Source organism: Thermomicrobiales bacterium (assembly GCA_023954495.1).
Taxonomy (GTDB): domain Bacteria; phylum Chloroflexota; class Chloroflexia; order Thermomicrobiales; family CFX8; genus JAMLIA01.
Map to the genome: position 1 here is coordinate 1 of JAMLIA010000090.1, position 12,561 is coordinate 12,561.

Annotated in this window: 14 protein-coding genes; 6 read left to right on the forward strand and 8 right to left on the reverse strand. The window is 62.0% G+C overall.

All coding sequences use genetic code 11. The features are described 5' to 3' along the window. Positions 1-10: 10 nt before the first annotated feature. Positions 11-886, reverse strand: coding sequence for a Stp1/IreP family PP2C-type Ser/Thr phosphatase (locus tag M9890_13655; protein ID MCO5177997.1), 876 nt, complete (start codon positions 884-886; stop codon positions 11-13). A gap of 153 nt (positions 887-1,039) precedes the next feature. Between M9890_13655 and M9890_13660 the strand changes: the two genes are divergently transcribed. After that, positions 1,040-1,753: an LppX_LprAFG lipoprotein gene (locus M9890_13660; protein MCO5177998.1), complete on the forward strand. Its 714-nt coding sequence runs from the start codon at positions 1,040-1,042 to the stop codon at positions 1,751-1,753. Positions 1,754-1,767: 14 nt separating this feature from the next. Further along, positions 1,768-3,303, forward strand: a complete 1,536-nt coding sequence (locus tag M9890_13665; GenBank protein ID MCO5177999.1) for an MFS transporter — start codon at positions 1,768-1,770, stop codon at positions 3,301-3,303. Here M9890_13665 and M9890_13670 read toward each other — a convergent pair. Together M9890_13670 and rpe are read right to left on the reverse strand one after the other, a co-directional pair. Beyond that, complete coding sequence (locus M9890_13670) at positions 3,300-3,845, reverse strand: nitroreductase family protein (GenBank protein MCO5178000.1); 546 nt, start codon at positions 3,843-3,845, stop codon at positions 3,300-3,302. The genes M9890_13665 and M9890_13670 overlap by 4 nt on opposite strands. 72 nt (positions 3,846-3,917) lie before the next feature. After that, complete coding sequence (rpe, locus tag M9890_13675; GenBank protein ID MCO5178001.1) at positions 3,918-4,610, reverse strand: ribulose-phosphate 3-epimerase; 693 nt, start codon at positions 4,608-4,610, stop codon at positions 3,918-3,920. A gap of 182 nt (positions 4,611-4,792) precedes the next feature. Here rpe and M9890_13680 point away from each other — a divergent pair, with 182 nt between their 5' ends. The 3 genes from M9890_13680 to M9890_13690 all read left to right on the forward strand — a co-directional run bounded on the left by M9890_13680 (position 4,793) and on the right by M9890_13690 (position 6,964). Next, positions 4,793-5,560, forward strand: a complete 768-nt coding sequence (locus M9890_13680; protein MCO5178002.1) for a DUF3662 domain-containing protein — start codon at positions 4,793-4,795, stop codon at positions 5,558-5,560. Between the two features lie 29 nt (positions 5,561-5,589). Then, positions 5,590-6,045 (forward strand): FHA domain-containing protein, encoded by a 456-nt coding sequence (locus tag M9890_13685; protein MCO5178003.1) that lies wholly within the window; start codon positions 5,590-5,592, stop codon positions 6,043-6,045. A 118-nt stretch (positions 6,046-6,163) separates the two neighbouring features. Then, on the forward strand, positions 6,164-6,964 hold the full coding sequence (locus M9890_13690) for a glycosyltransferase family 2 protein (protein ID MCO5178004.1): 801 nt from the start codon (positions 6,164-6,166) through the stop codon (positions 6,962-6,964). On the opposite strand, the gene M9890_13695 is transcribed toward M9890_13690, so the two are convergent. From M9890_13695 to M9890_13715, 5 genes are read right to left on the reverse strand one after another with little or no spacing between them, the layout of a single operon-like run. Next, positions 6,961-7,272: a DUF167 domain-containing protein gene (locus M9890_13695; GenBank protein MCO5178005.1), complete on the reverse strand. Its 312-nt coding sequence runs from the start codon at positions 7,270-7,272 to the stop codon at positions 6,961-6,963. The two genes, M9890_13690 and M9890_13695, sit on opposite strands and share 4 nt — an antisense overlap. Positions 7,273-7,309: 37 nt before the next feature. Then, the gene (locus tag M9890_13700) at positions 7,310-8,707 is read right to left on the reverse strand and encodes a DUF512 domain-containing protein (protein MCO5178006.1); all 1,398 of its coding nucleotides are present in this window, start codon (positions 8,705-8,707) and stop codon (positions 7,310-7,312) included. A gap of 44 nt (positions 8,708-8,751) precedes the next feature. Continuing rightward, positions 8,752-9,549, reverse strand: a complete 798-nt coding sequence (locus tag M9890_13705) for a 16S rRNA (uracil(1498)-N(3))-methyltransferase (protein MCO5178007.1) — start codon at positions 9,547-9,549, stop codon at positions 8,752-8,754. Next, positions 9,515-10,438 (reverse strand): 50S ribosomal protein L11 methyltransferase, encoded by a 924-nt coding sequence (gene prmA, locus M9890_13710; GenBank protein ID MCO5178008.1) that lies wholly within the window; start codon positions 10,436-10,438, stop codon positions 9,515-9,517. The genes M9890_13705 and prmA overlap by 35 nt, the downstream gene beginning before the upstream one ends. Further along, positions 10,431-11,435, reverse strand: a complete 1,005-nt coding sequence (locus M9890_13715) for a sugar phosphate nucleotidyltransferase (GenBank protein ID MCO5178009.1) — start codon at positions 11,433-11,435, stop codon at positions 10,431-10,433. Before M9890_13715 ends, prmA begins: the two co-directional genes overlap by 8 nt. A 276-nt stretch (positions 11,436-11,711) precedes the next feature. On the opposite strand from M9890_13715, the gene M9890_13720 reads away from it, so the two are divergent. After that, a complete protein-coding gene (locus M9890_13720) occupies positions 11,712-12,554 on the forward strand; it encodes a PhzF family phenazine biosynthesis protein (GenBank protein MCO5178010.1) in 843 nt (280 codons plus the stop codon). The last annotated feature ends 7 nt before the right edge of the window (positions 12,555-12,561 follow it).

A 12,561-nucleotide genomic window follows, 5' to 3' on the forward strand; every position in this document is an offset into this window, starting at 1 on the left:
CCATCGTGGATCACGTCACAAAGACGACGTAGCCGACGATGGCAACGAAGATCAGCAGGCCGAGCACGACCAGAATCGTCAGGACAAGGTTCATGCGCGAGTCGGCAACCGGCTCTTCGGCCGGGGCATCGAGGATGCTGATCGGTGCGGCCCAGACGCAGAGCGCAGTGACGTTGTCGGTCGAGCCTGCGCGAATGGCGCGATCGACCAATTCCTTGGCGGCATCTTCGGGCTGCATCGAGAGCAGGATTGAGGTCATCTCGTCGTCGGAGAGGTGATCGTGCAGGCCGTCGGTCGAGAGCAGCAGGCGGTCGTCGGGCAGCAGCGTTAGCTCGAAGATATCGACGTCGACGCGCTGGCGATGGCCGAGCGCGCGGGTGATGATGTTCTTGTGCTGGCTGCCGCGGGCCTCGTCCTGCGTCATTGCGCCCATCGCAACCTGCTCGGCGACAAGGGAATGGTCGTGGGTGATCTGATTGAGGTTCTTGGCCCGGACGAGGTAGGCGCGGCTGTCACCTATGTTGCCGACGGCGAGGTCCATGCCCTTGACGATACCGGCGACGAGCGTGGTGCCCATCATGTTGTGCTCGCCGTCGACGGAGCCACCGGCGTAAATTTGCTCGTTCGCCTGGCGAAACGCCTGCTTGAGCAGGATTACGACGTCATCGGATTCAGCGGTGGTGAATCGCTCGCGCAATGCGTCGATTGCCATGCTGGACGCGACCTCACCGCGCTGGTAGCCGCCCACGCCATCGGCGACGGCGAGAACGAGGAGTTCATCCGCCGTGGGAGTTTGTACGATTTCGTGGTAAACCGCGTCCTCGTTGCCCTCACGGACCGGTCCGGGGTCGGTCGCAGCACCGACGATAAGACGACTGTCCTCCACGCGCGAGACTCTCCTCGGTTCGATATCCGTTCAGCTGCACGGTGCGCCTGGCGCGGTGTTCGCGCCCGAGCCATATGATACTGTACCGTCCCGTCCGCGATTGAATGACGATGGAAGAGGCGGGCGTGACATGAGTGGAAACGGACAGTATGCATGCGTCTGACACGGTTCATTGTCGTAGCGCTGATCGGGGTCGGGCTGGTTGCAGCGGCATGTGGCGGGGGCGGCAGCGATGGTGATGACGGCGACGTTACGGCCGAGTCTGTCCTGAGCGCCGCCGGAGCGCAGTGGGCCGCGACGGACACAGTGCATTTCGCTTTGACCGTCGATGGCGATTCGTTCATCGATTCATCTGGCGCCATCAAGCTGCTCAGCGCCGAAGGTGATTTGAAGCGCCCGGATGCGGTGAAGGCTGATGCGAAGATCGATGTCAGCGTGATGTCGGCCAACATCTCCATGATCGCGATCGGCTCGCAGACGTGGATGACGAACGTCATTACCGGATCGTGGGAGAAGGCACCTGAGGACTTCAACTACAACCCGTCGATCCTTTTTGATGCGAACGACGGTATCGAGCCGATCCTCGGCAAGCTGCAAAACACAACGCTGGGAAAGACCTGGACGATAAACGATCGAAACTCGCGCGAGGTCGATGGCACTGTTAGCGAGGATGCGGTGGCTCGGGTGACCAGCGGGGCGATTCAGGGCGACGAGATCGACATCCGGCTCTGGGTCGATACGGAAACGAACGACCTGCTGCGGATCGAGCTGAAGGAGCCGAGCGATGCCCGTGAGAATCCTGTCACCTGGACGCTCGACCTCACGAAGCAGGGTGACGACGTGACGATTGAAGCTCCGACATCCTGACCAGACCTGAATCGATGCACGCGGCACCTGTCCCGCGTAGGCTGCTGCTGCCAGTCCTGGCGGTCGTGTTTCTGGCCGCGCTCGATCTGACAGTCGTCGCCCCGATCCTGCCGCGTGTCATCAACGACCTCGGCATCAGCGCCGTTGATGCCGACCGCTACTCCTGGATCGTACTGGCGTATCTCGTGGCATACACGGTGACGGTGCCGCTGTCCGGCAAGCTGTCGGACAGCCTCGGGCGTTACCCGGTGTTCGGTGCTGCGCTGGGACTGTTCCTGCTCGGCTCGACCGTGGCGGCGCTGGCAGATAGCCTCGGATCCATGATCGCTGGACGAACACTGCAAGGGTTGGGCGGCGGAGCGATGCTGCCGGTGTCGATGGCGCTGGTGGCCGATGTTGTGCCGCCGCGACGGCGTGCCGTGGTTTTGGGTCTGGTCGCGGCGGTCGACACGTTTGGCTGGGTGTTGGGGCCGGTCTGGGGATCGGCGATCTTCGAGCTGCTCGATTCGTGGCGCGCGATCTTCTGGCTCAATCTGCCGATCGGTCTGATTGCCGGAGCGGTGCTGGTTACGACGGCTCGGAATACGCCGCGCGTGGCGACGCGTCAACTTCCACCGCTGAGCGGGGCGATGCTGGGCGCGACGGGTCTGGTGGCGTTCTGTTTGGCGCTGTCGTCCGGCGGGGAAGCGGGTCTCGGGGCCGGGCAGGGCGCGGCGCGATTGGGCGCAGAGACCAATCCGCTGGCCGCCTGGCGCTGGCCGTTGCTTGCGCTAGCGTTGGCGCTATTGATTGATTTGTGCTGGTCGAGCGGCGGTCGTGAGCGACCGATCCTGCCACGTGCGCTGATTCGTCGTCGGCTGTTCCAGGCTGCCGGGGTCGCTAATCTTCTGGTCGGCGTCGCGCTTATCACTGGCATGGTCAACGCGCCGCTGGCGGTCGCGCTGCTGTCGAACGAGGATGTTGTCGCGACCCGGACAGCAATGCTGCTCGGTAGCTTTACGTTGGCGATGACTGTCGGCGCGCTCATCGGCGGCCGTACCGTGAACAGTCTCGGCGTGCGCTCGACGGCGATTGCTGGCTTGCTCATCGGTGCCGGTGGTTTTGTATCGATGTGGTGGTGGCCGAACGAGCTGCACATGGGCTGGATGGCGGCGACGATGGCCACGGCAGGGCTGGGGCTGGGGATCGTCATCGCGCCGATTGGCGAGGTTGCGATCCGCGCCGCGCACATGGATGACTACGGCGCGGCTTCGGGGCTGGTGCTGCTGGCGCGGCTGCTCGGAATGACGGTCGGGCTCTCAGCGATCACTGCTTTTGCGCTCTCACGGCTCAACCAGCGCATCGCCGATCTGCCGACAGTGTCGCCTCAACCGGGCGAGACAACCGCAGAATACTTCGCCCGCCAGCAGCAGATGGTCGACGATCACGTGATCCCCATAACGCTCGATGTCATCCGCGAGAGCTTCGTTATCGCAGGGATCGTGTGCATCGCTGCGATTGTGGCCGCAGCGATGCTCCGTGAATCTGATTCAACGGCGGCTGACCGCTAGTCACTCATCCGGTTGAAGCTGGCAACTTCTGACAGCGGATGGCGGCCACCCTGCGCCGGGTTCGGACGCGGGTCCTTCGAGGTCGTGGCAGTGCCGATTGCGACCAGCGAGCGGGCAGTCATCTTTTCCGGGATGTTCATGATGCGCTTGGCCTCGGCTTGCTGCGCATCGTCGCCAAACCAGGCAACACCGCTGTGCAGACCAAGCGCCTGTGCGCCGATCATCAGGCGCTCGGTGACGCGCCCCTCGTCATAGGCCTCGCTGAGTTCCGCATCACCGTCGAGGACGATGGCAATGCCGAACGATGTCTCTGAGACCCAGTTGATCGGCGTGCGCAGCGCGCCGAGCTGAGCGAGGATGTCTTTGTCGGTGACCGCGACGAAGTGCCACGGCTGGGTATTGCGCGAGCTACCAGTCCAGCGCGCGACCTCCAGCAATTCGTTCACGATCTCATCGGACACGTCGCCGCCAGTATATTGGCGCGTCTGGCGAATATTGAGAAGTGTATGGGTAATCTCGTTGCTGCCATGTGGTTTGGCCATGTTGCGCTCTGTCCTCTCCGTGGTTGGTTCAGCGCTCCAAGCTGGAACGCTAATGTGTGCAACCGCAAACTGCTAGCCAGTATTTCGACCGCTCGCCGCCTCCCGGAGATCGTGAACGGCCGCGACGACCCCACGTTCCGACCCAAACACTGCCGTTCCGGCCACCAGCATGGTCGCGCCTGCCTCGACTGCGCGGCGTGCAGTGCGCACCGAAATCCCACCGTCGACCTCAAGGATCGTTGGGTAGCCGTGGGCAGCGATGGCGTCGCGCGCTTCGCTGAGGCGTCGCAGAGAGGTCGGGATGAAGCTTTGGCCGCCGAAGCCCGGGTTGACACTCATGACGAGCACAAGGTCACACAGCGGCAACAACTCCAACGCATGGCTGATCGGCGTGCCCGGATTGAGTGCCAGCCCGGCGCGCGCGCCACGTTCGCGAATCGCCTGCAGCACGCGATGGGGGTGGACCGTTGCCTCGACATGGATCGTGACAATGTCGGCCCCGGCGTCAATGAAGTCGTCGATGTAGCGCTCCGGCTCGACGATCATCAGGTGCACGTCGAGTGGTAGCGTCGTTGCCTCTCGGACTGAGGAGACGACAGGGATGCCGATCGAGATGTTGGGAACGAAGCGCCCGTCCATTATGTCGAGATGCACGTAGTCCGCGCCAGCGTCTTCGAGCAGCTTGAGGGAGTCTCCGATGCGAGTCAGGTCGCTGTTCAGGATCGACGGCGCAATCCTGATCGGCGTGTCTGTTGACGTGTTCAACGTCGATGCCTCCAGCCTGGTTTCGGTGTCTCTCCGGCGGTATCGGCCACCAGCACTATACAGATTCAGCGCCCGTTTGACCGGCATCGGTTTGACCGGCCTGAAAGATGGCACCTATAATCCCCATGCGGCACGCCTGTGTCGCACTGTTCGCCGCTGCCAGCATTCGGAGCCTCGCCGGAATGACCGCCCTCGACAAGTTCGAAAACTTCTTCGAGCATGTCGTTGAGGGGACGGTTGGGCGTATCTTCCGACCAGCAATCCAGCCCGCCGAGATCGGCCGTCGTCTGGAACGGGCGATGGAGAGTCGCAAGGTCGCCTCGGTCGACGGGATGATCGTTCCGAACGACTACCACGTCAGCATGAACCCTCTCGACATGGTGATGTTCGCGGACTTTGTTCCAGCGCTCTGCCATCAGATGGAGGAGTGGCTGATCGATCTGGCCGATCAACGCGACTACCGGTTCATCGACCTGGTGCGGGTGCAGATCTTTGGCAAGGACATTGTCACGCGACGGCAGATCCAGGTCGAAGCCAGCATTGTTCAGCTGCCGGGGCTCGATCGGGTCGAGCAGGACGAGATCCAGCGGACAGAGGTCTACCGCGTCATCCAGGCATCCGGCGATGTGCCGCCCAAGCTCCTGCGCTTTGTCAGCGGCGACCATCAGGGCGAGACAGTGATCCTGCGGCGACCGACGATTGCGGTCGGGCGGGCTCTCGACAACGACGTTGTCGTTGATGCGGCTGAAGTCTCACGCCATCACGCGAAGATCGAGTATCGCAACGGTGCCTATGAGCTAACCGATCTGGAGAGCACCAACGGCACGATGGTCAATGGCCGCCGGGTGGCGACGGCGCGCCTGAATGACGGCGATATGATTACCTTCGGGACAGTGGTGATGGAGCTTCTGCCGTACGCTGCGCCCACTGGAGGCGTACACCACCGTTGATGCCGTCGTTCCGGTAAGGTCGTCAATCGTTGGTATCTGAGCTGCCATTTGAATGGTTCGTCCTGCTCTTGCGGGTCGTCTTCATCTTCCTCCTGTACTTCTTCGTCTATCAGGTGATTCGCGTCGTCCTGCGTGAGTTGCGCGTTCTGGCGTCCCGTGGCGAAGTCGCCGCTGGAGCGCCGGTTCCGTCCGGCGCGTTGCTTGTCTCGGATGCGGGCGAGTCGAACCTGCGGCGTGGCGAGGTCTTCGATCTGGAGCCGGTCACGGTGATCGGTCGACATCCGCGGGCGACGATTCGGGTGGACAGTTCGTTCATATCCTCTGAGCACGCCCAGATGAGCTGGGAGCAGGATCGTTGGTGGGTCACCGACCTGCGCTCGACCAACGGCACATATGTCAACGGAACGCAGATTCGGGTGCCAACCGGCATCCGCCCCGGTGACTTCGTCGAGCTTGGCGGAGTCAAGTTCCAGCTCGTCCCGTGAGCAGCCGACGAATACCTTCGTTACGGTTTTGTGTCTCGTATACTTGTCGTTGCCTGAAGAACCCCGCGACAGAAGCATCGTTGTCGCGGGGTACGCACGTCCGGAGCCTGGAGGGCTGATGCTCGATCGGAAGCTGTCGCTCATTTTGCCGGCGCACAACGAAGCCGGGAACATTGAGGCTGTCGTCAGCAGAGCGCTGGAAGTCCTCCCTCAGGTCGTCGCGGATTACGAGGTCATCGTCGTCAACGATGGCAGTGTTGATGGCACGAGTGACATCACCGACCGCCTCGTCGCCACGGATCAGCGCGTACGGGTCGTGCATCATGAAGTCAACCGTGGCTATGGTGCGGCGCTCACGTCTGGCTTTCAGGCTTCAACCGGCGCTGCCGTCATGTTCATGGATTCCGACCGGCAGTTTGACATCTCCGACATCCGCGCACTGCTGCCCTACGTACCGCATTACGATGTCGTGGCCGGGTATCGAATCAAGCGCCGCGATCCGTTCTACCGAATCGTGTTTGCGCGTGTGTTCGGGCTAGCGGTCTGGGTACTATTCGGCCTCCGCATGCGCGATATCGACTGCGCGTTCAAGATCTTCCGTGGCGATCTGCTGGAAGGCATTGAGCTGACCTCGCCCGGCGCGCTGATCAATACTGAACTACTGATCCGCCTGAAGCAGCGTGGCGCAACGATCGCGCAGGTGGGCGTCAATCACTACCCACGTCCGGCCGGCGAGTCCTCCGGCGGCAGCCCGAAGGTTGTCTTTCGAGCAATGGGAGAGACGATCCGACTATGGCTGCGATTGCAGCAGGAGGCGACTGAAGGCGGGCAACCGCGCAATCGCTTCGTCACGCAACTCGTGGCCGGCGTATCAGGACTGCTGGCATTCCTGCTCGCCTGGCGGCGCGCCCGGCGCTAGGCGTCCTTCGCGAATTCCGTCAGGCGCGAGTTGAGCTCTCTCTGATTCAGCCCGTCGACACGGACCCGCTTCCTTTTGCTGGTCTGCCCGCCGATGATCGCCACCTGACTCTTTGATAGTCCCAGTGATGAAGCAAGCAGCTTCTCGATCGCAGCGTTTGCGGCACCGTCAACCGGTGGCGCAGTCACGCGGATCTTAAGCGCTCCGTCGTGAAAACCGACGATCTCAGCTCGCGAGGCACGCGGCTGGACGAGAATGTCCAGCGTGGCCGTCGGTACGGCTTGCGATTTGGCGCGGCGACTGCTCATCCAGATCACCCGTTTCGCGATCTCCAGGTGCCGTGAATCAGGCAGCGACCGTGGCCGATGTGCGCATGTCAGCGAGCACATCGGAGAGATGCTCGGCCGGGACGACACGTCGTCCGAGCGCCGTCTGCAGATCCTCGATCGTCATGTCATCAAGGAGCGTGCCGGTGCGGCGAGAGATCATCGTCGTCGAGATGTAGACGGTCGAGTCGCCAGGGCGATCAGCCAGCGTCGAAACGAGATCCTGGCCGCTCAACAATCCGGAGACGTTAATCTCGGGACCAAAGAACTTGTTCACGACGACAGCAACGTCGATCTCCGTGCCGGTCGCCGCGTTGACTGCAGCGACTTCGCGCTCCATCGTCGGCCCGATCAGTGTGGCGCACGCGATCAGGCCGGGAGTACCTGCGACTGGGACCTTTCGACCACGACGGACGACCTTCCTCGCGTCATCGAGGAAGAGGCGGGTGATGCCGATGCCGTCCTCAACCTGCGGGAAGCCGTCGTAGTGCCGCGTCGATGGCACCTTGCTTTCGCTCATCAGATAGAACTCGTCGCCGAGATGGAAGAACGTCTCGCCGCGTGTCTTGCGGAAATGTTTCTGCCAGCGCTCAGCCTGGGCAATGACACCGCGTGCCTCTTCCGGCGCATAGCGCCGCATCTCCAGCATCGCACCTGGAAGCGTGCGGTTGCAGGGACGCGAGACGCGCACGCGCATCTTCTGGCGCTCGAAGCCGAACTTCGTCAGGCCAACTGGTACGCCAGCGATGGACTTCAGATGCTCACCGCAGTTGGACAGATCGGTTAGCGAGCGCTCCAACTCGGGGCCGTCGTTGACGCCCGGGCAGAGGACGAACTGGACGTGGTAGTCGATCCGGGCACGCTCCAGTCGGGCGAGGTGCTCCATGATCAGCGCCCCCTTGGGGTTGCCGACCAGTTGGGCGCGTAGTTCAGGGTTGGTGGCATGGACGGAGACGTGCATCGGGCCGAGGCGCTGTTCTTCAATCCGCTGCCAGTCGTCCTCGGTCAGGTTGGTCAGTGTGACGAAGCTGCCGTGCAACATCGACTGTCGATAGTCGTCGTCCATGACATAGAGGCTGCGGCGCATGCCCTTTGGGATCTGCTTGATAAAGCAGAACGGGCAGGCATTCTCGCAGACATGGATACCGTCCATCGTCGGGTCGGAGAACGTAATACCCCAGATCTCATCGACGTCACGCTCGACCTCGCACTGATGGATATCGCCATCGCGCTCAATTTCGAGGATGACCTCTTCCTCGGCGGCGTAGTACTGGAAGTCGAGGATATCGCGCAATGGCCGACCATTAACCTTCAGGATGCGGTCGCCCGGCTCGATGCCGATTTCTTCAGCAAGCGATCCGGGTGCGACGTGCTGCACTTCGCCGGGGCGATCCGGCGCGAGTGCAGTCCGGCGCATAAAGTCTGGCCGCGTAATATCCTGAATCCGTACAACCACGCTCGCTAGCCTACTTCCTCATGAGTTCGTGCTGACCAGGCTCGCTGCATCAGGGTTCCGGCCGCGACGATTGCTGCTGTTTCAGAACGTAAGATGAATGCACCAAGTGTTACCGGCTGGGCACGTGCCCGAAGAAGCATCTGCTCAGCGTCACTCCAGCCACCTTCGGGTCCGATCAATATGGTTGTGCGCTCTGCGAATGCGACATCAGCAATGGGCGTTGAAACCTCGGCTGAACGCTCCAGAAGTGCAAACACTGATTTTTCGGTGCGATCGGCGAGCATGTCCTCAATGCTGACTGGCCGATCAATGTGTGGCACCATCGTGCGCTCGGATTGCTCGGTCGCTTCGATCGCGATGCGCCGAAGCCGAGCAGCTCGCCGCTCCCAGTCGCGATCAACAGCGTAGGATACCACGCAATGTTGGGCGGCTAGCGGAATGATGCTGCTCACCCCGACCTCAGTCAGCTTCTGGACAGCCAGATCGAAGCGTTCACCCCTGAGGAGTGCGAGCCCGACGGTCAGGTGAATTGGCGGTCTGGAGACCTCGTCGCGAAGTGACTCGATCTCGACGGTGACTTCGCTGCGCTCGACTGAACTGATGCGTCCGTCGGCAACGCGACCGGCACCATCGCATATTTCCAGCGGATCACCAACGCGCAAGCGCAGGACGCTGCGTGCCTGGCGGCCCTGCTCCGAAGACAGGGCGATATGACTCCCTGCGGCGAGCGGCTGCTCAACGATGAAGCGATGGCGGCGCATGGTGCGATCAGCGACGTTCGAGGAGCAGCGCCACCCAGTCACCCGCCTGCTTGCGCGCCTTGACGGTGATACCGAGCGGTTCGAATGCATCGACCACCAGCTGCTCGCGCTCTTCAATAATGCCGCTGGCGATCAGCAGACCGCCCGGAGCGACATGTTGCGCGATCGACGCCGCGTTGTCGGCCAGGATGCGGGCGATGAGATTGCCGAAGACGATCGGGAACGTCACATCGCCAAGCCAGGCCTGATCGATCGGCGCTGCGACGACCGAGATGCGATCCTCCATGTCGTTCAGCCGGACATTTTCGGCCAAAGCACGCGCGGCGACCGGATCGATCTCGACGGCGACGGCGCTGGCTGCGCCGGCGCGCAACGCGCCGATGGCAAGAATGCCTGAGCCTGCTCCGATGTCGAGGACGGCGAGACCGTCGAGGTCAACTTCTTCGGCGAACAGCATGCACATCTCAGTCGATGGATGCAGGCCGGTGCCGAACGCCATGCCCGGATCAAGGTGAATGACTCGGTCGCCTTCGCGTGGCTCGTATTCGCGCCAGGTCGGCCTCACGACGAACGATTTCCCGATGCGCAGAATCTGGAAATGCTCTTTCCAGGCATTGGCCCAGTCTTCTTCTTCACGCTCAGCGAAGGTCGGTTCCCCAACGCCACCGATTTGCTGGAAATGCCAGATGGCGCGGGTCAGCGCGTCCTTCTGCTGCTCGGTGCGCTCGTCGACCGGCAACCAGGTGCGGACGAGGACGGGGCGAGTTGGGTCGATCTCGAGATTGTCGCCATCGTCGTCCTGTTTGTATGGCTCCTCGATGACGACACCTTCGTTGTAGCCGAAGGTGGACAGCAGCTCGCAGACCGATTCGACAGACTCGGCGTTCGCCGGGACAGTGACTTCTACCCAGCGCTGAGTTGACTCAGACACGGTGCTGGCCATTCTCGCGGTTCGAACGCAAATCGATATCCGACGAATCGCCGACGTTGACACGCAACGGCTCACCGCGAACGATCGCGTCGCGACCAACGATCGATCGCGTCAACATCGCTGAATCGATCGTCGCGCCAGCGTCGACAATCGAGTCGCGCACAATCGCGTTCTCGATGACGACGTTATCGCCAATGCTGACATTCGGTCCGATGACCGAACCGGCGACCGTGGCCGTTTCGGAGATGAACACTGGCGGGAAGAACACGGAGTCGGGCGTCGAGTGTGTGGTGTGCGACCTGGCGAGCAGGAAGCGGTTCGTATCGAGCAGCGCGTCCGGGGTGCCGCAGTCCTCCCAGACCGTTGCCGGCAGCGTCGTCATCCGCGCACCGTCATCAATCATGAGCTGGACGGCATCGGCCAGGTAGAACTCACCCTTGGTCTGGATGCAGTCGGCCATCTGGCGGTCGATCGCCTGAAACAGATCGCGGATTTCGCGCATGTAGTAGATGCCCATGATGGCGAGGTTGCTCTCGGGTTCTTGTGGCTTCTCGATGAGCTGCGTGGCCCAGCCGTTGTCGAGCATTGCGATGCCGAAGCGGCGAGGGTCATCAACTTCCTTGACGAAGATCGCGCCATCGGCGTCGAGGTTGCTCAAAGCGGTGAGTGGCGCTTCAAAGATCATGTCTGGGAAGACGATGAGCGTTGGTCCAGCGATCTGGCCGCGAGCCTGGATGATCGCGTGTGACTGGCCAAGCGGCTCGTCCTGCTTCACGAACACTGAATCGAACGCGTAGTTATCGCGAACGTACTCCTCGATCTGCTCGCCAAGAAAACCGGTCACAAAGACGGCACGATCGATCTCGACTGAGCTGAGCGTATCGAGCACGTGGCCGAGAACGGGCTTCCCCGCGACACTGACAAGCGGCTTCGGACGGCTCCACGTTTGTGGGCGAAGCCGGGTGCCGAGGCCGCCGACGGGGATGATGATATTCATCCGCGATCAACCTTCCTCACCATGGTAGAGCGTCAGCCTGACAGGCAGCATCGTGCTGCCGACGACCGACAGTGAAGTGTAACCGAGCAGGGGCAGCGAGATGCGCAACGCCAAATTGCGCTGATCTTACGGTTGGGGGCAGCCGGGCAATCTTTCGAAACAGGAATCGCCAAACGTTCCCCTGTTTGAGCGCGAACGTCGGTGGTGGTTAGGGTTATGGTATTGCCTGAATGCAGTCGGCCACCCGAGATCACGTAACTAGGAGACGGGGAAGCTATGGCTCAAGCTCGAAGATTCGCGCAGGTGGACGTCTTTTCACGGACGCCGTATCTCGGCAATCCGGTCGCGGTGGTACTGGACGCGGATGGGCTCGACGAGGAAGCGATGCAGCGTGTCGCACGCTGGACGAACCTGTCGGAAACAACGTTCGTTTTGCCGCCGACTCACCCGACCGCCGACTATCGCCTGCGGATCTTTACGCCCGGCGGCGAGCTACCGTTCGCCGGTCATCCGACGCTCGGTTCGGCGCACGCCTGGCTGGAGAGTGGCGGAGTGCCGCGCGATCCGGCGTTAATTGTGCAGGAGGTTGAGGCGGGACTGATCGAGATTCGGCGCGACGATGACAGATTCGCGTTCGCTGCACCGCCGACCATTCGCTCCGGCGACCTTGACGAAGACTACCTGACGCAGATCGCGTCGGCACTTGGCCTTGAGCGGGGTCAGATTCTGGCGCATCAGTGGATCGACAATGGGCCGGGTTGGGCCGTTTGTCGGCTGGCGACCTCGGAGGAAGTCCTCAGACTCAATCCCGATCTGTCACAGATTCCGGAGGCCATGATCGGTGTAATTGGCGCGTACCCGGACGGCTCGGAGCACGCGTTCGAGATGCGCACATTCGCTCCGGCGCTCGGCGTTTCAGAGGACCCCGTTTGCGGTTCGATGAACGCTTCAGTCGGCCAATGGCTGTTCCGCACTGGCGCGGTAACCGACGGGTACCGGGTGTCTCAGGGTTCACGACTCGGTCGCGCAGGAGACATCACGATTACGTCAGATGAACACGGGATGATCTGGGTTGGTGGCGTGACAACGACGCTGTTTCGGGGCGAAGCAATCATCTGATTCACGC